Origin of the sequence: Microtetraspora malaysiensis (genome assembly GCF_001528665.1) — a bacterium.
Classification (GTDB): domain Bacteria; phylum Actinomycetota; class Actinomycetes; order Streptosporangiales; family Streptosporangiaceae; genus Microtetraspora_A; species Microtetraspora_A malaysiensis.
Window position 1 is genome coordinate 40,836 of sequence record NZ_BBYJ01000038.1, and the last position, 24,955, is coordinate 65,790.

At 64.7% G+C, this 24,955-nt stretch carries 28 protein-coding genes and 1 tRNA gene; 19 read left to right on the forward strand and 10 right to left on the reverse strand.

The genetic code is table 11. The features are described from left to right. The first annotated feature begins 231 nt into the window (after window positions 1-231). The 3 genes from AWQ71_RS36230 to AWQ71_RS36240 are packed head-to-tail and all read left to right on the forward strand — an operon-like array spanning window position 232 to window position 6,361. Window positions 232-1,977 carry an HsdM family class I SAM-dependent methyltransferase gene (locus AWQ71_RS36230; protein ID WP_067142732.1) on the forward strand — a complete coding sequence of 582 codons (1,746 nt, stop codon included), beginning with the start codon at window positions 232-234 and terminating at the stop codon, window positions 1,975-1,977. Beyond that, window positions 1,974-3,197 carry a restriction endonuclease subunit S gene (locus AWQ71_RS36235; protein ID WP_067142735.1) on the forward strand — a complete coding sequence of 408 codons (1,224 nt, stop codon included), beginning with the start codon at window positions 1,974-1,976 and terminating at the stop codon, window positions 3,195-3,197. The genes AWQ71_RS36230 and AWQ71_RS36235 overlap by 4 nt, the downstream gene beginning before the upstream one ends. Continuing rightward, window positions 3,197-6,361 carry a type I restriction endonuclease subunit R gene (locus tag AWQ71_RS36240; RefSeq protein WP_067142738.1) on the forward strand — a complete coding sequence of 1,055 codons (3,165 nt, stop codon included), beginning with the start codon at window positions 3,197-3,199 and terminating at the stop codon, window positions 6,359-6,361. The genes AWQ71_RS36235 and AWQ71_RS36240 overlap by 1 nt, the downstream gene beginning before the upstream one ends. Before the next feature lie 725 nt (window positions 6,362-7,086). Here AWQ71_RS36240 and AWQ71_RS36245 read toward each other — a convergent pair. Beyond that, entirely contained in the window at window positions 7,087-7,362 is a 276-nt protein-coding gene (locus AWQ71_RS36245) for a GntR family transcriptional regulator (RefSeq protein ID WP_218002100.1), read from the reverse strand. Window positions 7,363-7,484: 122 nt separating this feature from the next. Here AWQ71_RS36245 and AWQ71_RS36250 point away from each other — a divergent pair, with 122 nt between their 5' ends. After that, on the forward strand, window positions 7,485-8,288 hold the full coding sequence (locus AWQ71_RS36250; protein WP_218002112.1) for an SAM-dependent methyltransferase: 804 nt from the start codon (window positions 7,485-7,487) through the stop codon (window positions 8,286-8,288). A 154-nt stretch (window positions 8,289-8,442) separates the two neighbouring features. Next, window positions 8,443-8,739, forward strand: a complete 297-nt coding sequence (locus tag AWQ71_RS36255) for a hypothetical protein (protein WP_067142747.1) — start codon at window positions 8,443-8,445, stop codon at window positions 8,737-8,739. Here the strand turns inward: AWQ71_RS36255 and AWQ71_RS36260 are convergent. The 4 genes from AWQ71_RS36260 to AWQ71_RS36270 form a co-directional block, all read right to left on the reverse strand. Continuing rightward, window positions 8,727-9,320 (reverse strand): phosphotransferase-like protein, encoded by a 594-nt coding sequence (locus tag AWQ71_RS36260; RefSeq protein WP_067142750.1) that lies wholly within the window; start codon window positions 9,318-9,320, stop codon window positions 8,727-8,729. The two genes, AWQ71_RS36255 and AWQ71_RS36260, sit on opposite strands and share 13 nt — an antisense overlap. Then, a complete protein-coding gene (locus AWQ71_RS43500; protein ID WP_218002101.1) occupies window positions 9,317-9,943 on the reverse strand; it encodes a P-loop nucleotide/nucleoside kinase family protein in 627 nt (208 codons plus the stop codon). Before AWQ71_RS43500 ends, AWQ71_RS36260 begins: the two co-directional genes overlap by 4 nt. Beyond that, window positions 9,894-10,352 carry a hypothetical protein gene (locus tag AWQ71_RS43505; protein WP_218001993.1) on the reverse strand — a complete coding sequence of 153 codons (459 nt, stop codon included), beginning with the start codon at window positions 10,350-10,352 and terminating at the stop codon, window positions 9,894-9,896. Before AWQ71_RS43505 ends, AWQ71_RS43500 begins: the two co-directional genes overlap by 50 nt. Before the next feature lie 285 nt (window positions 10,353-10,637). After that, entirely contained in the window at window positions 10,638-11,003 is a 366-nt protein-coding gene (locus AWQ71_RS36270; RefSeq protein WP_067142753.1) for a winged helix-turn-helix domain-containing protein, read from the reverse strand. Between the two features lie 142 nt (window positions 11,004-11,145). On the opposite strand from AWQ71_RS36270, the gene AWQ71_RS36275 reads away from it, so the two are divergent. The 5 genes from AWQ71_RS36275 to AWQ71_RS42295 all read left to right on the forward strand — a co-directional run bounded on the left by AWQ71_RS36275 (window position 11,146) and on the right by AWQ71_RS42295 (window position 16,541). Further along, on the forward strand, window positions 11,146-11,484 hold the full coding sequence (locus AWQ71_RS36275) for an SCO3933 family regulatory protein (RefSeq protein WP_067142756.1): 339 nt from the start codon (window positions 11,146-11,148) through the stop codon (window positions 11,482-11,484). Further along, a complete protein-coding gene (locus AWQ71_RS36280) occupies window positions 11,484-12,857 on the forward strand; it encodes an FtsK/SpoIIIE domain-containing protein (protein WP_067142759.1) in 1,374 nt (457 codons plus the stop codon). Before AWQ71_RS36275 ends, AWQ71_RS36280 begins: the two co-directional genes overlap by 1 nt. Window positions 12,858-12,889: 32 nt before the next feature. Continuing rightward, the gene (locus tag AWQ71_RS36285) at window positions 12,890-13,411 is read left to right on the forward strand and encodes a DUF2637 domain-containing protein (protein ID WP_439650387.1); all 522 of its coding nucleotides are present in this window, start codon (window positions 12,890-12,892) and stop codon (window positions 13,409-13,411) included. Continuing rightward, window positions 13,321-14,079, forward strand: a complete 759-nt coding sequence (locus AWQ71_RS36290; RefSeq protein WP_218002102.1) for a tyrosine-type recombinase/integrase — start codon at window positions 13,321-13,323, stop codon at window positions 14,077-14,079. Before AWQ71_RS36285 ends, AWQ71_RS36290 begins: the two co-directional genes overlap by 91 nt. Before the next feature lie 776 nt (window positions 14,080-14,855). Then, on the forward strand, window positions 14,856-16,541 hold the full coding sequence (locus AWQ71_RS42295; protein ID WP_157570785.1) for a restriction endonuclease subunit S domain-containing protein: 1,686 nt from the start codon (window positions 14,856-14,858) through the stop codon (window positions 16,539-16,541). A 72-nt stretch (window positions 16,542-16,613) separates the two neighbouring features. Here AWQ71_RS42295 and AWQ71_RS36295 read toward each other — a convergent pair whose 3' ends face one another. Continuing rightward, window positions 16,614-17,090, reverse strand: a complete 477-nt coding sequence (locus AWQ71_RS36295) for an NUDIX hydrolase (RefSeq protein WP_067142935.1) — start codon at window positions 17,088-17,090, stop codon at window positions 16,614-16,616. A 270-nt stretch (window positions 17,091-17,360) separates the two neighbouring features. Between AWQ71_RS36295 and AWQ71_RS36300 the strand changes: the two genes are divergently transcribed. The 3 genes from AWQ71_RS36300 (at window position 17,361) to AWQ71_RS36305 (ending at window position 18,558) form a co-directional block, all read left to right on the forward strand. Beyond that, window positions 17,361-17,906: a hypothetical protein gene (locus tag AWQ71_RS36300; RefSeq protein WP_067142762.1), complete on the forward strand. Its 546-nt coding sequence runs from the start codon at window positions 17,361-17,363 to the stop codon at window positions 17,904-17,906. Window positions 17,907-17,950: 44 nt separating this feature from the next. Next, complete coding sequence (locus AWQ71_RS42300) at window positions 17,951-18,106, forward strand: hypothetical protein (protein ID WP_157570786.1); 156 nt, start codon at window positions 17,951-17,953, stop codon at window positions 18,104-18,106. Window positions 18,107-18,228: 122 nt separating this feature from the next. Beyond that, window positions 18,229-18,558 (forward strand): hypothetical protein, encoded by a 330-nt coding sequence (locus tag AWQ71_RS36305; RefSeq protein WP_067142765.1) that lies wholly within the window; start codon window positions 18,229-18,231, stop codon window positions 18,556-18,558. 199 nt (window positions 18,559-18,757) lie between these two features. Here the strand turns inward: AWQ71_RS36305 and AWQ71_RS42305 are convergent, their stop codons facing one another. Beyond that, a complete protein-coding gene (locus AWQ71_RS42305) occupies window positions 18,758-18,919 on the reverse strand; it encodes a hypothetical protein (protein ID WP_157570787.1) in 162 nt (53 codons plus the stop codon). After that, window positions 18,892-19,155 carry a hypothetical protein gene (locus tag AWQ71_RS36310; RefSeq protein WP_067142767.1) on the reverse strand — a complete coding sequence of 88 codons (264 nt, stop codon included), beginning with the start codon at window positions 19,153-19,155 and terminating at the stop codon, window positions 18,892-18,894. The genes AWQ71_RS42305 and AWQ71_RS36310 overlap by 28 nt, the downstream gene beginning before the upstream one ends. A 53-nt stretch (window positions 19,156-19,208) precedes the next feature. Between AWQ71_RS36310 and AWQ71_RS42310 the strand changes: the two genes are divergently transcribed. The 3 genes from AWQ71_RS42310 to AWQ71_RS36320 all read left to right on the forward strand — a co-directional run bounded on the left by AWQ71_RS42310 (window position 19,209) and on the right by AWQ71_RS36320 (window position 20,361). Further along, window positions 19,209-19,379, forward strand: coding sequence for a hypothetical protein (locus tag AWQ71_RS42310; protein WP_157570788.1), 171 nt, complete (start codon window positions 19,209-19,211; stop codon window positions 19,377-19,379). A gap of 2 nt (window positions 19,380-19,381) precedes the next feature. Beyond that, window positions 19,382-19,666, forward strand: a complete 285-nt coding sequence (locus tag AWQ71_RS36315; protein WP_157570789.1) for a hypothetical protein — start codon at window positions 19,382-19,384, stop codon at window positions 19,664-19,666. 119 nt (window positions 19,667-19,785) lie between these two features. Further along, the gene (locus AWQ71_RS36320) at window positions 19,786-20,361 is read left to right on the forward strand and encodes a hypothetical protein (RefSeq protein ID WP_067142773.1); all 576 of its coding nucleotides are present in this window, start codon (window positions 19,786-19,788) and stop codon (window positions 20,359-20,361) included. 581 nt (window positions 20,362-20,942) lie between these two features. Here the strand turns inward: AWQ71_RS36320 and AWQ71_RS36325 are convergent. After that, window positions 20,943-21,027 (reverse strand) — tRNA-Tyr (locus AWQ71_RS36325). 123 nt (window positions 21,028-21,150) lie between these two features. Here AWQ71_RS36325 and AWQ71_RS36330 point away from each other — a divergent pair. The 3 genes from AWQ71_RS36330 to AWQ71_RS36340 all read left to right on the forward strand — a co-directional run bounded on the left by AWQ71_RS36330 (window position 21,151) and on the right by AWQ71_RS36340 (window position 23,433). Beyond that, window positions 21,151-21,627: a GNAT family N-acetyltransferase gene (locus tag AWQ71_RS36330; protein ID WP_067142776.1), complete on the forward strand. Its 477-nt coding sequence runs from the start codon at window positions 21,151-21,153 to the stop codon at window positions 21,625-21,627. Window positions 21,628-22,079: 452 nt separating this feature from the next. Then, on the forward strand, window positions 22,080-22,571 hold the full coding sequence (locus AWQ71_RS36335) for a YajQ family cyclic di-GMP-binding protein (RefSeq protein ID WP_067142779.1): 492 nt from the start codon (window positions 22,080-22,082) through the stop codon (window positions 22,569-22,571). A 319-nt stretch (window positions 22,572-22,890) separates the two neighbouring features. Next, window positions 22,891-23,433, forward strand: a complete 543-nt coding sequence (locus tag AWQ71_RS36340) for a helix-turn-helix domain-containing protein (protein WP_157570790.1) — start codon at window positions 22,891-22,893, stop codon at window positions 23,431-23,433. Between the two features lie 262 nt (window positions 23,434-23,695). Here AWQ71_RS36340 and AWQ71_RS36345 read toward each other — a convergent pair whose 3' ends face one another. Then, entirely contained in the window at window positions 23,696-24,952 is a 1,257-nt protein-coding gene (locus AWQ71_RS36345; protein WP_084259699.1) for a peptidase C39 family protein, read from the reverse strand. Window positions 24,953-24,955: the final 3 nt, after the last annotated feature.

Consider the following 24,955-nt stretch of genomic DNA (forward strand, 5'->3'; position numbering starts at 1 on the left):
GAGGTCGCCGAGGCTGCCTGACCTCTCGTTGCTCGCGCTTTGTGTCGGCCCCCTCCGCTACGGTGCGGGCGGGCCTGAAATTCCCCCTGATTTCCCGAGTACGCAGGAGGCCGAGGTGCGCGAAGATGGGCTTCATGACGCCCCGTCAGCGGACGTGCGTTGCCTTGCGAGGCGCGACTACCTCAGTGTCGGCGCAGCCATGCACGTTGAGTGATTCCTGTAAGGAGCCTTGTGAGCACGCTCGGTAGTTTCATCTGGTCGATCGCCGACCAGCTTCGGGGTCCCTACCGCCCCAACCAGTACGGGAACGTGATCCTCCCGTTCACGATCCTTCGGCGCCTCGACTGCATCCTGGAGCCGGACCGCGAGACCGTCCGAGACCTGGCCGCGGCATACGAGAACCCGAACAGGCTCCGGATCGAGGTCAAGAAGGCCACCGGCCAGCCGTTCTACAACACCTCGAAGTACAGCTTCGCGAACCTTCTGAAGGACGCGGACGGGCTCGAGGACAACCTCGTCGACTACATCGACCGGTTCTCCGCCGACATCGACGTGTTCGAGTACTTCGACTTCAAGAAGCAGATCATCGCCCTGGAGAAGGCCGGTCTCCTGCGCGAGATCGTGAAATCCTTCGGCGCCGTCGACCTGCACCCCAATGTCGTGTCCAACGCCGACATGGGGGACGCGTTCGAGTACATCATCCGCAAGTTCAACGAGGCCGCGAACGAGACCTCCGGTGACCACTACACGCCGCGTGACGCGATCCGGCTGCTGGTCGACCTACTCTTCGCCGAGAAAGACGCCGACCTGACCGAGTCGGGCATCGTCCGAACGCTCTACGACCCCACCGCCGGCACCGGCGGCATGCTCGCTCTGTCCGAGGAGCACCTGCTCGCACAGAACCCGGACGCCCGGCTGAGCCTGTACGGCCAGGAGTACAACCCGCAGTCGTACGCGATCTGCAAGTCCGACCTGCTCGCCAAGGGCCACGACGCGTCTAACATCGCCTTCGGCAACACGCTCACCGACGACGCCTTCAAGGGCCGCCAGTTCGACTTCTGCATGTCCAACCCGCCGTACGGCGTCGACTGGAAGCAGTACGCCAAGGCCGTCACCAAGGAGCGCGCCGAGGCCGGCCCATACGGCCGCTTCGCGCCGGGCCTGCCAGCCATTTCGGACGGGCAGATGCTGTTCCTGCTGCACCTGGTGCATAAGATGCGCGCCCCCGAGGACGGCGGCGGCCGGGCCGGGATCATCATGAACGGCTCGCCGCTCTTCAACGGCGCCGCCGAGTCCGGCCCCTCCAACATCCGCAAGTGGCTGCTGGAGAACGACCTGGTCGACGCGATCGTCGCGCTGCCGACCAACATGTTCTTCAACACCGGCATCGCCACCTACATCTGGATCCTCGACAACACCAAGCACCCCGACCGCAAGGGCCTGGTCCAGCTCATCGACGGCACCTCGTTCTGGACCAAGATGCGCAAAAACCTCGGCAACAAGAACCGTGAACTCAGCGACGCCGACCGCGCCAAGATCCTCCGTCTGTACGCCGACTTCACCGACGCCGACCCCGACTACTCCAAGGTGCTGCGCAACGACGAGTTCGGCTACTGGACCATCACTGTCGAGCGGCCGCTGCTGGACGAGGACCGCAAGCCCGTCGTCGACCGCAAGGGCAAGCCGAAACCCGACTCCAAGAAGCGCGACACCGAGAACGTGCCCTTCACCTACGGTGGCTCGACCGCCGGCCCTGCGGGCAAGGCCGAGGTCATCCAGGCGTACTTCGACACCGAAGTGAATCCGCACGTACCCGACGCCTGGATCGACTGGGCTAAGGTCAAGGTCGGCTACGAGATCCCCTTCCCCCGCCACTTCTACAAGTACGTCCCGCCCCGCCCCCTCGCCGAGATCGACGCCGACCTGGAGAAGCAGGTCGCCAAGATCCTCAACCTGCTGAGAGAGGTGGAAGGGTGACAGTTGTCCGGCAGATGGGTCCGACAAGGATCGACTGGTTGCAAGGGCTCTCACTTCCGCTCGACTGGTCCGAGTCGAAACTGAAGTATGTCGCGCCCGGAATGCAGGCCGGCGAGGCGATCACCGCCGATTCGATCGAACCAACGGGGACCTATCCCGTCTATGGCGGCAACGGTCTTCGCGGCTACACCGAAGCGAAGACCCACCAAGGAACACACATCCTGATCGGGCGGCAGGGTGCGTTGTGCGGCAACGTGCATCTTGTATCGGGTGAGTTCTGGGCATCGGAGCACGCGATCGTTGCGCGGCCCGCGGCCACGGTCGAAGCTCGCTGGCTTGCTTATCTCCTGCAGGTGATGAACCTCGGGCAGTACTCCCAGACAGCTGCGCAGCCTGGCATCGGAACAGCGCAGATCAACGCCCTGGCTGTCCCTGTTCCGCCTTTCCAAGAGCAGCACGCCATCGCCGACTACCTCGACCGCGAGACCGCCCGCATCGACACGCTCATTGAGGAGCAGCAGCGTCTTATCGAGATGCTCCGCGAGCGGCGGGACTCGGCGTGGGCGGTAGCTGTTGACCAGGCTTATCAGTCTGGCCGAGAGGTGGAAGTGCGGAGAGTCATCACGTCAATCGTCGATGGTCCTTTCGGATCTTCGCTCACCTCGGAGCACTACTCGGACGAAGGCGCTCGTGTGATCCGGCTTGGCAACATCGGGATCAACGAGTTCAGGGATGCCGATGAAGCGTTCATTCCGCTTGAGTACGCCGACGAGCTCGGCGCCCACGAGGTGGAACGGAATGACGTAGTTGTTGCCGGGCTGGGCGATGACAAAATGCCGCTCGGCCGTGCCGCAGTGGTGCCCGACATCGGGCGTGCCATCGTGAAGGCCGACTGCTATCGCCTCCGCCCCAACCGGTTGGTCAGTTCGGAGTACCTCGCTTGGGTCATGTCAGCTCCACAGACGCGTTCGCAGATCATGCTGCTCGCACGGGGTGCCACTCGCTTGCGACTAAACACCAAAGTTGTGCAGCAGGTGAAGGTTCCGGTTCCGGATCGGGAGGAGCAGGACGCACTGGTAGCTCAGTCCGTTGCCGAGACCTCGAAGATCGACGCGCTCATTGCGGAGACGAAGCGCTTTATCGAGCTCGCCCATGAGCGCCGCTCCGCACTGATCACGGCAGCTGTGACGGGGCAGATCGACGTACACGAGGTCGCGTGATGGCCGATCACAATGAGGTCGTCTTCGAGACAGAGATCTGTGAGTACCTCGCGGCCCATGGCTGGCTGTACTCGGCGAACGACACCGGGTATGACCGTGAGCGGGCGCTGTTTCCCGAGGATTTGTTCGCGTGGCTGGAGGCGACGCAGAAGCTGGCGTACGAGAAGGCGTTGAAGGCGGCTGGGTCGCAGGCGAAGTTCCTCGATGTACTGACCACGGCGCTGGACAAGCCGCTGGAGCATGGCGGTGGGATGCTGAACGTCCTGCGCAGTGGGGTGCAGTACATCGGCGGTGGCCGGTTGAAGATGGCGCAGTTTCGTCCCGAGACATCGTTGAACGAGACGACGAACGCGCACTATGCGGCGATGCGGGTGCGGGTCATGCGTCAGGTGCATTTCTCGACGGCTGACCAGCGCAGCATCGACCTGGTGTTCTTCGTCAACGGGCTCCCGGTTGCGACGGTGGAGCTGAAGACCGACTTCACCCAGTCGCTGGACGAGGCAATCCAGCAGTACCAGAAGTACCGCAACCCGCTGACCAATGGTCGGCGCGAGCCGCTGCTGTCGTTCGGGCACCGGGCGCTGGTGCACTTCGCGGTCTCCAACGACCTGGCTGCGATGACCACCCGGCTGGAGGGGGAGAATACGCACTTTCTGCCGTTCAACACCGGCTTCGAGGACGGTGCCGGGAACCCGCCTGGTGCGGACGGGAGGTCGGCGACGGCGTACCTGTGGGAGCGGGTCTGGGAGAAGCACGCCTGGCTCAACATCATCGGCCGGCTGATGATCGTGGAGACCAAGGAGGAGTGGGACGTCGCGACCGGCACGTCGGTGCGCCGTACGAACATGCTGTTCCCCCGGTTCCACCAATGGGAGGCGGTCACGAAAATCGTGGCCGCCGTGGCTGAGGAGGGTGTCGGCCAGCGTTACTTGATCGAGCACTCCGCGGGATCGGGAAAGACGAACACGATCGCCTGGACGGCGCACCGTCTCGCGCGGCTCCACGTCGATGATGAGAAGGTCTTCGACTCGGTCATTGTGGTCGTCGACCGCACGGTGCTCGACGGGCAGCTTCAGGACGCGATCCGGCAGATCGACGGTAGCGGGAAGATCGTCGCGACGATCAGCCCCGAGGACGTGCGCAAGGCCGGTGCGAAGTCGAAGTCCGGTCTGCTGGCGCAGGCGCTGAAGAATGGCGAGTTAATCATCGCGGTGACGGTGCAGACCTTCCCGTTCGCACTCGATGAGATCCGGGCCGACTCCAGCCTGAAGGGCAAGCGGTTCGCCGTCATCGCAGACGAGGCGCACTCCTCGCAGTCGGGGAAGATCTCCTCGAAGCTGAAGCAGGTCCTGACCGCAGAGGAGATCAAAGAGATCGAGGACGGCGGCTCGGTCGACGTCGAGGCGATCCTGGCCGCGGAGATGACCGAGCGGGCCGAGTCAAAGAACATCTCCTACTTCGCGTTCACCGCGACGCCGAAGAACAAGACCATGGAACTGTTCGGCCGCAAGGGGCCGGACGGCAAGCCGCGCGAGTTCCACCTGTACTCGATGAAGCAGGCGATCGAGGAGGGCTACATCCTCGACGTGCTCAAGGGCTACCAGTCCTACGAAACCGCGTTGAAGATCGCCGGCAAGGCCGAGAGCGGCGACGGTGGCGAGGTCGAGGAGTCGGCTGCGCGCAAGGGGCTGATGCGGTGGGTGCAGCTGCACCCGACCAACATCAGCCAGAAGGTGCAGATCATCGTCGAGCACTTCCACGCCAACGTCGCCCACCTCCTGGAGGGCAAGGCGAAGGCGATGGTCGTCACCGACTCGCGCAAAGCCGCGGTGAAGTACAAGAAGGCGATCGACGCCTACATCGCCAAGCGGGCCGCCGAGGACGCGTCGTACAACTACCGGACCCTGGTCGCATTCTCCGGGTCGCTGTCAATGACCGAAAACGAGACGTGGAGCCAGGACTGGGGGCCGACGCCGTCGAAGGACGACGAGTTCACCGAGGCCAAGATGAACCCCGGAGCGGGCGCCGACCTGGCCGCCGCGTTCAAGGGCGAGACGTACAAGATCATGCTGGTCGCCAACAAATTCCAGACCGGCTTCGACCAGCCGCTGCTCTCGGCAATGTATGTCGACAAGAAGCTCTCCGGGGCCACCGCCGTGCAGACGCTCTCCCGACTCAACCGAACCCACCGCACCGCCGGCGGAGAGCAGAAGGCCAAGACGTTCGTCATCGACTTCCTCAACAAGCCCGACGACATCAGGACCGCCTTCGAGCCGTACTTCACCAACGCCACCCTGGAGACCGAGACCGACCCGTACGTCGTCGTCCACCTTGCGAACAAGCTCGCCCAGGCAGGGATCTACACCGAGGACCAGGTCCGCCAGGTCGCCGAGCTGTGGGTCGCCCGCAAGGGCAACAACGCGCTCTCGGCGGCAATCAGCCCGGCCCAGCACGACTTCCGGCGTCGCTACGCGGCAGCGATCGAGGCCGAGGACAAGGTCACGCTCAACACCCTCGACCTCTTCCGCAAGGACGTCTCCACCTACGTGCGGCTCTATGACTTCATGAGCCAGATCGTTGACTACGGCGACCCGTACATGGAGATGCTCTCGATCTTCCTCCGGCTTCTGGAGAAGGTCATCGCCGAGTCCTCGTGGAGCGCCGACGTCGACCTTTCGGACGTGGTCCTGGTCGGTGTGAAGCACAACAAGGCAATCGCAGTTGACATCTCGCTGACCGGAGACGGCGAGCTGAAGGGGATCAGCGCAGCAGGCACCGGCACCAAGAAGGAGCCGAAGTACGTCGCGCTCCAGGTCGTCATCGACAAGATGAACGACCTCTTCGGTGCCGAGTCGTTCGCCGAGTCCCAGATCCGGGAGTTCGTGCAGGGGCTCGTGCAGCGACTGCTCGCCGACCCGGACTTGGTCCAGCAGACCCGGGTGAATTCGAAGAAGCAGTTCATGGAGTCGCAGGACTTCCAGTCCGCCGTCACCGAGGTCGTCGCCGACAACCAGGAGGCGCACAACACCATGGCTGACTACTTCTTCACCGACGGGCCTGCGATCAAAGGGATCATCGTGGCGCTCGCCGACGCGTTCTACGAGGCCGCGATCGACAAGGGGGCAGGGGGCCTTGCTCAGGATCTTGAGGTATCCCCTCACTGAAGCGCCCCGCCTTCTGGGCATGGGAGGAGCGTAGTTCGTCAACTGTCCCACTTTGAAGATCAGCCACGTTACTTGGTGAGCCAGGGTGAGGAACGAACCCTGGATCGTCGATCGCCCCCAAGTACGTACGGCGTCTAGCCATGCAGTGGCGATCGTAGGGCTGCATCTGTGCGGCGGCGTAGCAACCCCGGTCGGGGCGTTCGGTGGGTACGGCGGGGCCGGCGTGTGGTGCCCGGTCCGATGTCCTGCCGCCGTGCGAGACCGGCCCCCAGGTCGTACGTCCGGGCGGAGGGCCGGGGATACGGCGGCACGCCGCGCCGCCGCTTGATCCCCTACAAGCGCAACTCGGCAATGTTTTGGGCATGTATCCCCTCAACGGCCTGGTGTTTGGGCAACTGTCATCCGGCCGCCGCCTCAGCATGCCTTCGGGTTCCAGTTGCTCGCCATGGCGCTGACAGCGCGTGGGTGGTGCTGGTCGCGACCGGCCGAAGAGCCGCAGCGCGGCCAGCGACCGCCCGACGCGCGGCAGGCCGCCGCAGGCGGGCTGCCCTTGAAGACGTAGAGAAAGTTCTCATCCGCCACTCCTGAACCGTCCTGAACCGCCGTTGTCCTGAACCGCCGATCACGGGCACCGCCGGCTCGATCTGGCCAGTCGTGGGACGGCTGATCCGCGGGAGTCGTGACGTCGGAACGCTGACGACGGATGGGCTGTAGTCCTGCGCGGATTACTGGGGAGATGCGGCCTGCTCGTCTACTGGCGGTTCCCAGTGGGACGGATCGGAGACGTAGGAGCCGAGGCCGGGTTCGGTGTGGATCAGTCCAGCTTGCCGGAGAGCGCGCATGACCTTCTGGCCGGTGGCGTTGGCGATCCCGAACTCTTCGACCAGGTTGATCAACGAGGGGATGCGCTCTCCGACCTTGTAGTGACCGGATCGGATGCGGTCACTGATGATCTTGTATACCTGGCGCCATCTGGGCTGACTCGTCTGCAACTCCACCACGCTGTGCACGCTAGGTGGATCATGACGTGACAGGCGATGGAGGCGCACCTAGCGCACCTAGCGCGCTACTGTTATTGTCGATCCGTTGGTACTCAGGCATTGGAGGCCGCATGCCACACCAGATGCCCCTACCCCCGACCTTCACGACAGCCCCCAACGTCGCCCGGATGTACGACTACTTCCTTGGCGGCAAGGAGAACTTCGCCGCGGACCGTGCTATGGCGGAGAAGGTCTTGCGGCTCGTCCCGCAGGTCCGGACCTACGCGCGGCTGAACCGGGAGTTCCTCGTGCGGGCGACGCTGTTCCTCGCTGGTGAGGCCGGGATCACTCAGTTTGTCGACATCGGGTCTGGCTTGCCGACCCAACGGAACGTGCATGAGGTCGCCCAACAGATCGCCCCAGGCGCTCGGGTCGTCTACGTCGACAATGACCCGATGGTGCTCGTGCACGCGCGGGCGCTGCTGGCTACCGACGCCCAGACGAGGGTGGCGGACGCCGATCTACGCAAGCCGTCCAGCATTGTCGGGCATCGCGAGGTGCTCAACCTGATCGACTGGTCCAAGCCGGTCGCGGTCCTGCTGGTGGCCGTACTGCACTCGATCACCGACACTGACGACCCTCGCCGGATCATCGGCGAACTATGCGCGGCGATGGCGCCCGGCTCTTACCTGGTGATCTCCCACGTTGAGCAGCGCCCCGAGTTGGTCAGGGCGGCTGACCTTTACCGGAATGCCAACGCACCGGTCGTGCCGCGTACGGCGGAGGAGATCGCCGCATTGCTCAGCGGCTTAGACCTGGTGGAGCCGGGATTGGTCCGGCTGCCGCTGTGGCGCCCGCGGGAGCTTGAGATGTGGCCCGAGGAGCTGGACGCTCCGCTGCTCGGGGCCGTTGGACGGGTGGCCTCCACGCGCACTGGGGGTGGGTGAGGAGGCCACCGCTCAACCGCGCCCGTCGACGCCGGCCTTCCCCCATCCCGTCGGCGGGTGCAGCCCCCGCAGAGCCACACGCCCCCGAGTGCCCCTCTGCGGGGGTCACCATCACCTACCCAGACGCCCCCACCGGGAAAGGAGGACTGTCGGCATGGCAACAGGCGGCCTGACCGTCGAGCACCACGGCATCCACCCGGCACCACCGAAACCCGGATGGGAGAAGCTCCCATGGCAGGAATGCCGTCCCCGAGCGAGCCGAGTCCGGGTGCTTGAGCACACCTGCGAATGCCAGGACATCGTCTACGAGCTGTGCCAGGCCGGGGGCCTGCTCTTCACCCGCCGCCACTACCGCGCCGCCGACGGCACCGTTGTCAGCGAGAGCGAATGGCTCCGATCCGTCCCCGGCCGACGGCTGTGGACCAACATCCTGCTCGGTCACTTCCGATGACCAACCGAACCCGCCCCCTTCCCCTCGGTGGCCAAAGCGCCGAAAGCGCCGGCTATCTCCCGCGCCACTGCTACGGCCTTGGCATCCTCGGTGAAAACCGTCAGATCGAATGTCGCAGTCTCGGCGTGGGCGTCAAAGTCGGCTTGGGCCTCGTCCCATGCCTGGAGGCGCTTGCCGGTGTCGGGGTCGCCGCGGCTTCGGGAGCGCTGCCCGCACACTTCGCGGGGGACCCAGAGCCGTACCGTCAACCAGTCGCCGCCGCTGCCGGTGAGCTGGTGAAGGTCGGTAATGCTGCCGACATGCACGATGGGGATCTGTCCGGCCTCGGTCATCGCGTCGACCGTGCGGGCGTCGACGGCGTAGACGTTGCCGTACCGGCGGGTCTCGACCAGCAACCGCCCGGCCTCGCGCAGTTGCTCCAGGTGCTCGGCGGTGACGAAGTCGTACTCATCGGCGCGGCCGGTGCCAACCTTGAGCTTGCGGAGCAGGGTGAACTGTGGGTCGGTGTCGGCGAGTGCGGCCGTGATGGTGCTCTTGCCGCTGGCGGGCGGGCCATAGAGCACGATGCCGCGCAGCCTCACGTCAGAATCCGCTTGAGTGCTTCGCGGGTCTGGTCGGCGAGGCTGATCGCCGCGCCGAGCCGGTTGTCGACAGTGACGTGTGCCGTGGGCGGACTGGCCTCGACTTTGAGCCCTGTGGCGTACTGGTCCCAGTTGCTGAGCTTCCAGGTGTCGCGGGCGGCGGCGCGGAACTCGATGTACTCGCGCATGGAGTCGGTGTCGCAGCGGACCCAGATCGCGGCTACGTCGATGCCCTTGGCTGCGCACCGGTTTTCCAGTCGGGCGAACCACGCCTCATCCTGTAGCTCCGCGATGAACGGCGCGGACAGGATGGTTGAGGTGCCGACGTTGAGGTTGTCCCATGCGGTCTCCATCAGGCACCGGTACTCCAACGGGCGGACCTCTTTGAGGTACAGGTCGGTGTGCCGGTCGTGAGGATCGCCGCCCAGGGAAATGAGCAGCCGTTCGACGATGGCGCGGGTCAGCGAGTCCTTGTCCAGGAACGCCCAGCCGGTGATGTCGGACAGGAAGCGGGAGAACTCGGTCTTGCCCGATCCGGCGTACCCACCGACGAGGACGAGGATCGGCTTGGGGCTACCTCCGCCGTGGCGCCTGCGCCAGGCGTCGACCACGCGGGCGCGCAAGAGAGCCTGTGGAGTCTCCTGGCTCGATGCCGCCGATGGAGACCTTGGTGAACGCTTCTTCGATGACCTGGGCAGCGGCGTTGTCGGTGGCGAGGTCTGTGGGCGCAGGCAATTCGGAAATCACAATTTCCGCTTTCTGTGATTCACCGGGCAGAGGGGGACGAAAGCCTAGTTCGGGCTCTGTTGCCTGATAAAGCAGACAGTATGCGCGGCGGTAGTGCGGGCCGGGGAAGATGGTCCCCTGCTCATGTCCCCACAGGGTTTGGAAGTTCGCCGCCGGTACGGCAAGGCCGTGGCGGCTGGCCGCGAGCCGGAGCCGTTCACCCGCCGCTTCGAGGGTGAGGCCGTGCGCTTCGCGGTGTTCCCGCAGGCGGGAAGGTGTCCAGCCGGGCCGCTGGGTCGTCTTCATTGCATACCTTCGCCTTCACGCTCGGGGTGGTGGTGCGCGGTGTGCGGTCGTGCATGTGAAAACGCTCGTGTAAATGCCCGTTGAGACGGACTGAAAAATCTTAACTAGATCGGTGTGATACCGGAAACCCGCAGCTCACGGTGAACTTGAGCCATCCCGAAAGGGCGAAAGGCGCCAGGGATGAGCGAGGAGAGACGAGCGTGAATGCGGACGAGCGGCGCATCATTCAAGAGCTGGCTGAAATGCGGGCGGAGCTGGAGGAGTTGGCCTGCAGGGTCGCGGAGATCACTTCGGCTTTGGGAACACCGCCGATTCCAGAGCGGCAAGCCGATCCCCCAACTCCTTGACCGATGCGCGCATCTGCGTGAGCTGGTCCAGGATCTCGGCGTTGATGCCGGACGGCTCGGGCTCGACGGTCGATGCCGGGGCTTCGCGGACGAACACGCCCTTGCCCTGCTGGCCGACCACGAGTCCCTCGGTGCGCAGGACACTGATCGCGGACTTGACCACGCTGGCCGAGACCTCGAACCGCTCGCAGAGCTGCGCGATGGACGGCAGGGCCGTACCGGGCGGCAGTGAGCCGGCGCGGATCTGGGCGCGCAGCTCGTCAACGATCTGCAAGTAGGCCGGTCGGCCGGTCTTTTCCACCATCGGTGCTCTCCTCGTCTCCGCCCTCCAGTTGAGCACACCCAGGTAAAGAAACCAACCAAGTCCTCGAAGCACTCCTTGACAACTTAGAATTCCAAGCGTTCCATGTACTCCAAGTAGTCTCACTCTGATCAAAGGAACGATCATGCGCAACATCCCGATCCCCGTCGACGTCAGCCGGCTGTCCGTCTCCGTCGCCAAGGGTGCCCGGCCGCGCCTGGTGAGCAAGGAAACCGGAGAGGTCAAGCGGGACCGCGACGGCAACGTCATGTACGAGGTCACCCTCATGGTTGAGGACGAGTTCGGCCGGATGGAGCTCGTCAAGGTCAGCATCACCCCGGAACCGCAGGTCTCGGCAGGGGACGAGGTGATCCCGGTCGGCCTGGTCGGCTACGTCTGGGAGCAGGCGGGCCGGTGGGGCATCTCCTACCGCGCCCAGTCCTTCACCCCGGTCACGGCCGCGGCCGGTGCGGGGGTGAACTGATGCCCGACATCTCCCGGCCGATCCTGCTCGCCGTCGCCGCCCTGGTCATCCTGCTGGCCTGGCGGCGGTGGGCGCCGGTCTCGTACTGGTACCTGCTGGTCTTCCCACGCAAAGCGGTCTGGCTGCGCTGGTCCTGGCGGCACGTCGCCTCCGGCTGCGGGCTCACCAAAAAGCGGCACCGCTGGTGGTTCACCACCGTCCCCGGCCTGGTCGCCTCGACCGGCATCATCCGGGTCAAGCGCCGCTTCCAGCGGGTCGCCGTCGATACCAAGCCGTGGATGGGCCTGCCCCGCCCCGTACGGCACGGCTTCCGCATCACCTTCCACCTCCTCGACGGGCAGATCCCCGACGACTACGCCAAGATCTGCGACCGGCTGGCGCACGCCTGGCGGATCGAAGCGGTCCGCGTGGTCGGCTCCCGGCCTGGACGGGTCACCGTGCAGGGGATCAACCGCGACCCTTTAGCGCACGTCGCCCCCGCGCTGGCTCCCGCTGAGCCTGCGGACGGCTGGCGGGCCGAGGACCTGCTACGGCCGGTGGTCGGGGTGCTGGAGACCGGCGCGGCCTGGCGGATGGATCTGCGGCTGATCCCGCACTGGATGAACGCCGGCGCGACCCAGTCCGGCAAGTCCAACCTGATCAACGCGCTCATCGTCGGCCTCGCGCCGCAACCGGTTGCCCTGGTCGGGTTCGACCTCAAAGGCGGGGTGGAGCTGTCGCCGTACGCACAACGGTTGACCGCCCTGGCGACGACGCGCGGGGAGTGCCTGGAATTACTGGCCGACCTGATCGCGGTCATGGGCGCCCGAATGCTCGCCTGCCGCCGCTACAGGGTGCGTGACATCTGGCAGCTCCCCGACGGTGCGCGGCCGATCCCGGTCGTGCTCCTGGTGGACGAGGTGGCCGAGCTGTTCCTGACCGCCGACAGGGCCGAGAAGGACCAGGTCACCCAGACGGCTACCGCGTTGCTGCGGATCGCTCAGCTCGGGCGGGCGTTCGGCATCCATCTCGTGCTGTCGGGTCAGCGGATCGGCTCCGACCTCGGCCCTGGCGTGACCGCGCTGCGGGCGCAGATCGGCGGCCGGGTCTGCCACCGGGTCAACGATCCGGAAACCGCGGTGATGACGCTCGGGGACCTCGACCCCGACGCGCTGGTTGCCGCCCGCTCGATCCCACCGGAGCTGCCCGGGGTCGCCGTGGTCACCGGGAGCGATGGCCGCTGGTGCCGGGCCCGTTCCGGCTACGTCTCGACCTCGGCGGCGGAGCAGGCCGCTGAGACCTACACGGCCGTGACGCCGTCGTGGTCACAGGTCGCCGCCTCCGGCCTCGGCCACGAGCTTCCGGCGAACGGCAGTCCCGAACTCGCCGCCTGACCACCTGCGACGACTCGAAGGGAGTGAGCAGCATGAGCATGACCGTGTCCCGCCTGGCGCTGCGGCTGGCCGACTCCGGGCCGGTCATCGTCCTGGCTGCCATCGCCGGGGCCGGCAGCTTCACCCACATCCGCGACACTGCCGCCGCGAGCGGACAGAGCGGCTGGATGGCCTGGGCGGTGGCGGTCTGCGTCGACCTCACCTGTGTCATGGCCGCTCGGGAACGCCATCGGGACAAGAAGACCGGACGCGTCCGGCGGGGCTGGGTGTCGTGGCCGACGCTCATCCTCGTCGCCGGGATCGTCCTGTCCCTGGCCGCCAACCTCCACCAGGCCGACCCGACTGTGTGGGGCTGGCTGACCGCCGCAACCCCCGCCGGGGCGTTCCTGGTCGCGGTCTCGATGCTGGAGCGCCGGGCCATAGTGCCAACACGGTCAGACGCAAGCGGGCCGTGCTGCATGCGGTGCTCGAGTACGCCGTGGAGCTGGAAGAGCTTCCAGCCAATCCGCTACACCGGATCAAGTGGAAGCCGCCGAAGACGACCGAGACGGTAGACCCCCGTGTCGTGATCAACCCGCGGCAAGCTCACGAACTGCTGACCGCAGTGACCTACGTGGGCAAGCGCGGCCGTGGCCGGCGACTCATGGCGCTGTTCGCCTGCATGTACTACGCGGCACTGCGTCCAGCCGAAGCAATCGCCCTGCGCAAGGAAGACTGCGACCTCCCAGCGACCGGCTGGGGGCGCCTCCTGATCGACGTCTCCCGTCCCGAGGCCACTAGGCAATGGACGGACACCGGCGATGCACATGAGCAACGCGGGCTCAAGCATCGAGGTCGTGACGATGTCCGGCCTGTGCCCATCCCACCGGCTCTGGTCGAGATCCTTCGGCAACACATCAATCAATTCGGCCTTGGCCCCGACGGGCGGCTCTTTCAAAGTGAGCGCGGCGGGGTAGTCGCCTCGACGGCCTACACGGAGGTGTGGCAGGAAGCACGCAAGCTCGCCCTCACGCCTGCCCAGGTCGTCTCACCACTTGCGCGCCGACCGTACGACCTCCGTCACGCGGCCGTTTCGCTCTGGCTCAACGCGGGCGTCCCGGCCCCTGAGGTGGCCGAGCGGGCGGGCCACAGTGTGGACGTCCTCCTACGCGTGTATGCCAAGTGCCTCGACGGCCATCAGAAGGTCGCCAACCGGCGAATCACCGACGCCCTAACTGCCTGACGTACCACTCGCATTCGTAGGGTCCCGGCAGCGATCCGGGGCCCTTTTGCGTTCGCCATTCACCTCCTAAAGTGCCGGATCGCTGAACCGTATTGTGAGCTGCGGAAACTCGCTTCTGGCCGCATGATCGCGCCATGCGAGCCTCCCGCCAGGAGTCCGTGATGGCTTACAGGAGCACCACGTACGTGACGCTTCGCGCGAACCATCTCTTCGCATTTCATGCAAGTTGAAGTAGCATTCGTCTACAATCTACCCAGACAGGTGAATGTTCGACAGCACTGACAGCGAGTCTCATGAGTACCCTATTTGAACGACTCATTCATATAGCATGCAATCACTTCACGGCACGATCACCTTTATTCCTCATCGCAACATCAGACGATGAGAGGAATTACACCGCATCCATCCCTTGGGAAAATCAAATTTCAATCGATCGGACAGATCTCGTTGCGAAAGTAAATGAACATCTGCGAGGCGCGCCGGTTGTACTGCTACCCCTATGGGAAAGAGTAAACACTCAACGCCTTTCGTGCACCGAGGAGGCGCTAATTAACTGCAAACCCACTTCTCTCGATGATCTACTTGTGGTTCTATTGCCCTCCGGACATATGCTTAACCAACGCTACCGTGTATTCCGCGAGAGGCTGTTTGCAGATTGGCGTCCTGTAGTACTACTGTTTGCCGTCGGAGTCATACCTGGCGCACATTCTAGCTTCCACGTTGTTGCCTTATTCCTACGAAGCAGGACAAGCGGGGAAGCAACCAAACTCTTCAAAATGCCCGAATCTTTCAATACTGGCGAAGTCGAAAAGGACTTCAGTCGCCTACTTAACAGAAAGAGTGGGCGAGGGAGCTATGGATACGTGCTGGCGGAAGAGCCGACAGTAGGAGAAAGCCTCTCGTTCGACCGCTACGATCCTGAATTACTTACCCAGAGAGACGGACTGAACGATTTCGGTGCGACTAGGCCGCTCAGCGAACTTTTTACTATCAATGTAGGACCATTTTTCCGCGCCAATTCTAAAGAGCTAGTAACCGATATCGACGACCCCTTGGCAGTCAGGGTCGTTCTTGGACGCGATGTGTCTCACGGCGGACTGATCACGCCTGCAGACGAGGACTCTGAATATGCCCATGTCCCACAGGATCAACAACTAGCAGCAGGAGATATCCTGCTTCGCGGCATTACACGCCTAACCGATTCTGGCGGTCTGGTGGTAGCAGAGGCGACCGAAGCGGATCTCCCTGCTGTGGCTAGCTCGAACGTCCTTGTCCTGCGACCCACAGCAGCGATGCCTAGTTCCCAGCTATCGATAGTTATTCAATTCCTACGCACACCACTAGCCAAGAAACTAGTTCTTGCCGGCACAGACGGACTCCGTATCTCGGTACGTGCGCTGGGTGAGCTACCCGTTCCACAACTTGATGATGATTTGCTCGCTGCCTGGGATAGCTTAGAGTCCGCCCGAACACGTTTCGAGACCTGGCGAGAGGAAGCAGATTCAGTGCTAAATAGCGTGTTTAGCAGCGATAGTGCTGAAGCCGCGCGAATTCGCCTCATTAAATCCGGCCGCAACCTACGACTGCGTAGTAACGCGGCAGCATCGCTAGACGATCCATCTTATATTTTTCGCACTAGATTCCCATATCCTATCGCTTATCGCTGGCGCCTAATGGAGGCCGCGTACAGTGCAGATGCATACAGGGATGCTTACGTCGCAGCACTAGACACTGCTGAGATCCTCGCCTGTTACACGGCTTTGCTGGGCCTCTCCCTTGCACGGGAAGCTGGCATAGAGATCGGCTATGTCCGCAACATACGAGAAAAGCTGAGGAAAGGAAAGAGCGGACCAAGTTTCGGTGACTGGGTCGCAATTCTCCGTGAAATATCTACCTCACGCCATATACAACCAGCATCGGATGCAAAAAAGCTTCAAGATCTTAGATATATGCTAGGAGACAAGGAAGCTGACGCTGCGCTAAGCATGCTGGCGAGCAAGCGCAATGACGAGTCACATCTGCGACGTGTCGACCCGGGAGACCTGCCTCGAGCCTGCAAAGAAGCTCTCGCCGAGCTGACCACGCTGATGAACTCGGCTTTGGTTCTCGCCGACCTTCCGCTTGTCCAACTTACATCCGTTCGATGGGACAGCTTCCGCCGGGTTTCGACGGTACAATTTCGGGAACTCATGGGAGATCATCCCGTAGTACCCAGTCAATATCTAGAGTATGCGTCTAGCGAATTAGAAGTAGACAGCCTCTACGTATTAGATGAACAACATCGACTGCATCTTCTTCGCCCATATTTGATAGGGTCCGATTGCCCTAAGTGTCACATGTGGTCCACTTTTCATATTGAAGGCGTCCATCAAGATCGGGTCAAATTGAAGAGCCTGGAGAATGGCCATACTCTTGACAGAGAAGGTGTGGCCCATGTATTCAGATCCGTGGATTTCATCTGAAATCGATACAGGCTTCACCTCTCGAGACGTCCGCTAAGCAACCTCTTTATCGACTTTCCAGCCCACAAGTCATCAGCCAATGTATGGCAGGCCGGTACCGCTGAGATAATGGTTTATCCTCAGGGCCATTGAGCGGTCCATCGGCAGGGCCTCGACCTGGTTGCGGGGCACCCATCGAACCTCGGTCGACTCGGTGCTCGGGGTCGGTTCGCCACTGACGACTCGGGCGGCGAGGACGATGGAGAACTCTTGGCGGACCTCGCCGTTCGACGTGTAGAGGATCACGTGGCGAGGGTCGGTGTAGGTGCCGACGAGGCCGATGATCTCGCAAGTGATGCCGGTCTCTTCGAGGGTCTCGCGTACGGCGGCCTGCGGGAGGGACTCGCCCAGGTCAAGGGCGCCGCCGGGAACGGCCCAGTTGCCGTTGTCGGAGCGCCGGATCATGAGGATGTCACCGGCGTCGTTGGTGACGACGACGTTGACCGATGGAACGAGACTGTTTGGCGCCGGGGCATGTGGGTCGTCGTAGAAGTCAATCCTGCCAACCACGGTCACGACCTTACCGGCGGGCGTGCTGCCACATCTTCCTGCTGGCAAGGGGAGGTGGTGGCCAACGTCGCCGCATCACACGCTCAGCTGTCGGGAAGTGCCCTACGTAGCACTATCGCGGGTCGGATGTGCTCACAGAGCAGCGCTTTTCGACGAGCATGAGGCATTAGAAAGGACCGAGCCATGACCTCCCCCTCGCCCAGCGCAAGCCCTAGTCCAACGCCTGTCGTCTTGCCGTCCCCACCCCAGATCGCTGAGACCAATCCCATCGTGGTCGTGGTCCCCAGCCCGACCGTGCTGCCCAACCAGGGCGATTCCGGATGGGCCATCGCAACGTCAATCGCAACGGTTGTCGCAGTCGTGGTCGCATTGGGCACGACCGTGGCCACCCTCCGCAGGGGAACAGCCGACCGCCAAGACGCGGAGAAGCGGCGGCGTAACGACTTCCTCATTCAGCAACTCCAGGGGGCAGCGGACCTGTACGCGGAGTACAAGGCCTCCGGGCGGGAGTTCCGGTTCACCGCGCAAGACCCTTCGAGCCGGCATGCCGAACGGATCGCAGCGCACAGGCTTCGGGCCTACATCGCGCCCATTCCGAGCCCGTACGCCTCGCTGCTCAAGACCGAGATGTTCGGGACCTCCATGACCAACAAGGCAACGCTCATCCTCGACGAGGCGACGCTGCAGGAGGCACGCCGACGTGCCCCCGACCCTGATGGTGACGGTGTCGGCCCAATCGATGACGAGCAGATTTACCGTGAGATCGCGGACAACATCGACGAGCTCCTCGGACGGGAGGGAACGCCTGATGGATGACCTGATCGCGTTCCTCAAGGAAAAGGATCTCGGCACGCCTCGCGATGGCGAAGGCCGCGTCCGGCGACGGCACCTGGTACGAGGTCGACGGCTGGCTCAACAACTGGGCGGGCTGCAACATGGGCCAGGCGGAGGAGGTGCACATCGTGGCCAACCCGCCCGCCCTCGTGATCGGCCAGTGCGAGGACCGCCGCCGATGACCCTAGCGGGTTGGTCAGCGTTCTGTCTCGTTCCCCCGCGCCATCGCGGCACAGGCGCTTATGGTGGCTGTGGCTGCCTCGTCGGGAGGTGGCGTCACAAAGGTCCTATTCGGAGGGACACCATGGCTCTCAGCCGTCTGGCGCGTGAGTTCGCCGCCGCCATCAAGTATCAGGACTGGTCAGACTCCCCCTGGCGCCTCGACCGCGCTGGACACCGCCGGGAGCTCGACTCCAAGGCCCGTCCTACTGACGACTTCCTCAAGCCCGAAGAAGCGCGCCGAGTGCGCGTCAATGTGATGTGGGTGACCGCCCAGGTGCTCGGCCACGCTGACCCGAACTTCGACGTCCACGAATACGCCAAGGCGTGCGGTGTTACTGGGCATTCGGTGGGCACCATCGAGGCCGGGATCATGCGGGATCACACGGGCGCATACCTCGCCGTAGGCGAGTAGCGGGAAGGCCGCGACGGGCATCAAGGCGGTGCCGACACCGGGCCGCCCTTCTCTCTTGCCCTTCGCCCGTCGTCGCTCCTCGTCGTCAGGCTCGAACTCGACTACGTGGCCGCGAATCTGACCGTGCCCGCCGGCCAGGTCTACGCGTTCCCAGAATCCGAGAAGTGGCGGCCGTGAAGCACGCCGTCACGGCGTACAGCTACAACCGGGCAGGTGCCTGGGCTGCGAGCATCGACACCGCAACCGGCCCCAGTTCCGGATCGGTCACGTCGCGCACCAGCCCCGCGACAGCTGCCGCCTGCACCGCCGGCGCCCACCGCGCGAACAGATACATCAACCCCGGCAGACTCTCCACCAGCATGAACGGCGAGCCTCCCGACAGATACCGCACTTCAGCAGATACTCCTCCCCGCCCGCGGCGGGCCGCCGCCACGACTGGAGGCACATGTCGCTGTCGGGGTCGCCGATGATGATGAAGGGCTCCCAGCCCTGGCTGATCAGGTAGCTGTCGTCGCCGTCGGGGTAGTCGGCGAGCACGTCCGTCGGCTGCCAGCCGTCAGGGGTGAGGCGCAGATCATGGCTGCTCTGGCTGCTCATGGCGTCATCCCGAGGGGAATCGTGCGTATCCGTCACCAGTGACCATAACCGCCGTGACCTCGGCGAGCGGCAAGATTCACAAGGAAGACGTGGCAAGAAAGCGGGAAGATCGAACCATGAGCACGTGGGAAGTGCACATGTCGACGCGGGCCAAAGCCCGTGCGCTAAGCGCCGAAGCCAAGCAGATCGCCGCTGACCGCAGCGCACGCGAGAGAAAGCGGTGACCATGGACATCCAAGGCCAGATGCTCAACGTCCGACGCGCCCTCGACGCCGCAGGCCACACCCGCAACGACGGCCAGGGCGGCTACGAGCTGAGCGTCTCAGACGGCAAGGTCATGATCCGCCACGTCCTCCGCCCTGGCGAACCCCGCCAACTCAGAAAGCAGTCGATCCGCCGGTACGCGTGGGCGCTCGATGACGCCGGATACGGGGTGGAACTCGTCGGTCTCGCGGACGGCGCATCCCGGGTCATCGTCCATCGCGGACCATCGGTCGCCTCAGGCGGCTGAACCCATAGCTCTGCCCCGCGCAAGCCCCAACCATCCTGGTTACGTCCACGGCGTAAAGCCCAACAAGAAGATCTCCTCCGCCGGAAGCTATGACCTAAAACGACCAGCGGAAATAGGCCATGCCCGAACTTGCCCACCTCGCCCATACCCTTACCGCAGCCACCACCGCGGAAGTGGATCCACTCCTCCTCGCTCTGCTCCCCGTCGGCGCGGGTGTCCTCGGCTCACTACTCACCATGGCTGGCCAAGCACTCAGCGACCGCCGGACACACAAACGCGAAACAAAGGCCCGCCACGACCAACTCTGGATCCAGCTCTACCAAGAGGACCGCGACAACCTCCACGCGCTCCAAAAGTCCCTTGTAGACATCGCTGAGCTCTATGCCATGGCCATGAGTGAGCACACGGTGCACCTCCGCGACAACGGCGACGCCAAGATCAAGCACCTGCTCAAGGGGGATCAGGTATTGAGGAGTAATAAACTCCTCGCCCAGCAGATGGCCTGGCACCAGCGGTGCCGCTCCGGTGCGGTTCGGGAGGCCGTGGAGGCACACATGACCGCCATCCACGATCTGCAGACATGCGAAACGCTGAAGGAACTCCACGACTGCTGGGAGAAGCACAACGAGGCATTTGGCGACGCTCAGAAGGCGATCGGCGAGGAACTGCGGCGTTCCCCGCTGGACGCTCTGTGACGTCAGATTTCAGCGCATGTTGGTCGCTGCTCGTCGCCGCCCTGACAGGCTGACGACGGTATCGGGGCGACAGGTTCCCACGTTCCGTGCAAGAGCCCAGACCAGGCTCGCGCCGCCTACATGCCGGACGCCATCTGGGCAGTCAGCAGGCTCCCCAAGACTCGTCCCGGAGCCCAGCTCATGCCCCGGTTTCGACGCCACTGAAGTTTCTTACGACACGTCATCAGCGGTTCGCTTCCGCTCGCCTTCCTGATCCACACCTGACGCGATCACGTCGCGCCTTTTCCCGCAGCGCTCACCACGAACGGCCGTTAACCGACGCAGCCTGCGGTGGTTTGGGACCTCCCCCTGCAGGGCGACCCCGGAGGACCTACCTCCATCTCCTGCACAGCACCGCTTCCAGAAGCTCCTACATCAACGCCTCCTTCAGCGTTCGTGGCACACGACCTGCGGAAACGCCATCAAGATCATTGCGCGTATATTGCGCGATCATCGACATACGGCCGATCAGAGCGGCACATGGCTGCATGATCCGGAAAAGCAAAAGAGCCCCCGGAGGGGCTCTGAGCTGCCGTTATGGCTGGTGGCAGGTCCAGGGTTCGAACCTGGGTAGGCTGAGCCGACGGTTTTACAGACCGCTCCCTTTGGCCGCTCGGGCAACCTGCCTTGTCTTCCGCTCTCGCGGCGACAGGTAGAAGAATAGCGGACTTCGGGCGTGGACGTGACACCGGTTTGTCCCGGCCCCAGACCGTACGGCCGGGGGCATCAGGCTCGCGAGATGATGGACAAATGATCAGATGGGCTGACAAGGAAGATCTCGCCGGGCTGGTCCAGGTTGAGCTCGCGGCCGACCGGACGTTCGTCCCCTTGGGCATCGTCTTCCCTCCCGGCACGACCATGATCGAGGAATGCGACGACCCGGGACGGGTGATCGTCGCGGACCGGCCGCCGGTGGGGTTCGCCCTCCTCGGCCAGGTGGACGGCCTGACGCATCTCGACCAGCTCGCCGTAGATCCGGATCATCAGGGCCAGGGCGTCGGGACGCGGCTGATCGAGGCCGTCTGTGACGCGGCCGCGGCCACGAGTGACGCGATCACTCTTACGACATTCCGTGATGTGCCGTGGAACGCCCCGTGGTACGCCCGGCGCGGCTTCGAGGTGCTGCCGCCGGAGAACTGGGGACCGGAGCTGCGGGCCCTGGTGGAGCATGAGCGGGCGCTCGGTTTGGAGATCGCCCCCCGTGTCGTCATGCGCAAGGTCCTCTGAATCTGTGGCCCGCCAGGGTACGAGCGAAGCCGGCAGCGGCCTGAGGATCGGCCCCTGACGCACCACACGTGATCGCTTGCCTCTCAGTGCTCCGAGCTTCCACGGCTCGGGGCACTACGTATTTCCGGGATCGGATCTCCGCGGCGTCGGCCGACGCAGGCCCAAGCGGCGCACCCGGCCTTCTCGGCCGCGCTCCGGCATCCCGAGCGCGACAGCGCCGCCTACCAGCAGGTGGGCTGGACCGACGAGGAGCCGTCCCTGCCCGCCAAGCGCGATTGACGGCGCAGGGGGCGAATAGTGCCTGCACCCCAGTACCGGATGATGCTCGATAGGCTGATCCATACGTGAAGCTGTCACGGGTCGGTCCCGTGGAAAGCCGCGCGCATCGTGGTGACACCTCTGTGGGCGCCTCCCGACGATGAGCCGGACCAACAGTGAGAGAGGTTTGTGCTTTGGCAGATTCGTCATTCGACGTGGTCAGCAAGATCGACCGCCAGGAGGTGGACAACGCGCTGAACCAGACGGTCAAGGAGATCGGGCACCGGTTCGACTTCAAGGGCACCGGGGCGAGCATCTCCTGGTCCGGCCAGGACAATATCGAGGTCAAGGCGAACAGCGAGGAGCGCGCGAACGCCGTTCTCGACGTGTTCAGGGACAAGATCGTCAAGCGCGGCCTTTCCCTCAAGGTCCTGGACGCGGGTGAGCCGAAGCTGTCCGGCAAGGAGTACCGCCTGATGATCGCCCTCAAGGAGGGCATCGACCAGGAGAACGCCAAGAAGATCTCCAAGCTCATCCGGGACGAGGGCCCGAAGGGCATCAAGGCGCAGATCCAGGGTGACGAGCTCCGGGTCACCTCGAAGAAGAAGGACGATCTCCAGGAGGTCATCTCCCTGCTCAAGGGCAAGGACCTCGACATCGCCCTGCAGTTCACGAACTACCGTTGACCGAGCGGTGATCCGGACGGGTCACCGCTCCCCTATCGCGGTGCTCCGTCCGGGTCGCCGGTCCGGCCCCGGCGTCCCCACGCTCCGGTTTCCGTTGCCTCTGCGGCTGTCGCTACCGCCAGGGCTCAATCGGCGTTGATTCGGGACCAAGCGCTCAACCCCGCCATGTCCCGCCAAATCACCAAGATTGGCATAATCTCGCTGGAGGACTCCACCGCAGGGCACATCGAGGGCACGTGAGACCACGAGAACGGCGAGAACCACGGCCACCGGCGACCGCGCTCACGGCTCGCCGCGCACGAATGGCGGCGGTGTGGCGATGACCGCCCTGTCGGAGCAGGTCCGGGCGGCGATCGCCGGAAACGTCCGGCACGCCCGCCGCACGCGAGGGCTCAGCATCCGCGATCTGGCCGACCGGTGCGGGTTCAGCAAGGCTCTGCTGTCGCAGATCGAACGCGGCGTGGCCAACCCCACGGTAGAGGTCCTCTCCGGCATCGCCGAGGCGCTGGATCTCTCGTTCGCCGACATCACCAGGACCCCGCTGTACGAGCCGCAGGTGATGCGACGGACGGCGGCCGACGCGGCGGCGCGCACGCTGCTGAGTTCGATGGATCGGCGCCGCTTCGAGATCTACGAGTCCCTGCTGCCGCCCGAGCACACCCATGAAAGCGCGCCGCACGGCCGGGGATCGGAGGAGTTCGTCTACGTGGTCTCCGGCGCGGTGACCCTGGAGATCGCGACCTGGACGGTCCGGCTGCGCGCCGGAGACGCGGTCCGGTTCTCGTCGGAGGCCGAGCACAGCTACCAGACCGGGGCGCGGGCCGCCCGCCTGCTGACCCTGGTCTCCATGCCCGCCGACTGATCCGCCGCCGAGCCTCGTCGAACCGCGCACAAGCGATCTCCCGCACCCTGTAAGTGACGCCGATTCAATGAGCCACGTCCGGCGCCGAAGCCCCGCCACCCGCCGGGCGCTCCAGCCTCCTCCTGACCTCCGTACGAAAGAGCCCAAGACCGGGCACCGGCCCGAGCCACCGACGGTCGGGTGAAACGCCGTGGGGTCGGGCCGTGGTCAATACGGCTAGCGGGCCCGGCCAGGCCGTGACAGCTGCTGGCCGGGCACGACCTCAGGCCGCGCGCAGCACAACCATGCTGCGATAGCTCGGCGTGCCGTACCAGGCCAGCCGGTCCAGCGTCGCGGAGGGCAGCGGCAGGTCCAGGGCGTCGAGGTAGGTCTCGCCCAGGTCCGCGTCCGTCCACGGGTCGTTGGCGTAGAAGATGTCGCCGTCCACGCTGTGCACGGTGATCCAGTGCGGCGAGGGCTCGGCGTGCATGCCGAGCTGCTCGATCAGCACCAGGGCGATGGCGCCGTCGGCCAGCACGGCGCGCAGCCGGTCGAGATCGAACGCCGTCGTCTCGACCGTGATCCCGCGCTCCGCCAGGTCCGCGCGGAAGCCCGACTGGATGAACCCCCGCAGGTCGCGCTCCTCGTCCGTGGTACACAGCTCCAGCAGGGTGGGCTGGTCGGTCGAGAGCAGCACCTCGGGCACCGCGCCCCGGTCCGCCGCCGCGAGGGCCAGCCCGAGCGGGTCGCAGCCGGCCACGGTCGTGGCCTGGCGCCACATGCGCATCTCCTCGCCCCGGTCCGGCTGATCCTGCAGCCCCAGCCCGCACAGCGCGAGCTGCAGCGCCACCGGCCCGCAGGTGAAGTCCGTGGTCTGCCGCATGTACGGCAAGGCCCGGTCGGGAGCCGCCCCCCGCCATCGCACCTGTCCGTACCCGGTGTCCGCGGGGTCGGTGGTGACCGGCGCCGCCCATGTCGGAACCGGTACCTCCCGATAGCCGCGTTCCAGGGATCGTCGCCACGCGGATTTCCCGGCGGCGGCGGATGTCCCGGCCGTGTTCGCAGCGGGGTCCTTCACAGCCGGGTCCGCGGGGCCTCCAGCTCGATGGCCGGCGGAGTCATCGTGGTCGTCGGCGGCGAACCACCGCTTGACGGCGACCGCGCCCTCGCGCCAGGCCCGCTCCTCGATCGTCTCGACCAGGAGGTCGGCGACGCGCTCGTCCGGGGCCCACACGTCGACGATCTTCCGATAGTCGGTCAACGGCCGGTGCACCTCGAAGGCCGCCCCGACCAGCACTCCGTTGGCGCGCGCCGTGACCAGGGTGCGTACCTGGATGCCTCCGGCGAGCCGCCAGCGGCGCAGCGTCTTCTCGGGCACGTGGTCGAGCAGGCCCTCCGCGACCTGCCCCACGTCCCCGTGCACGGGCAGAACGGCGATGTCGAGCCCGTCGACGGCCAACCCGGCGGCTCCGGTATCGCCCTGCCCGGGATCGCCCGAGTGAGTACCGGTAGGGGTTGGGTGGACAACACGTTCAGACATGTA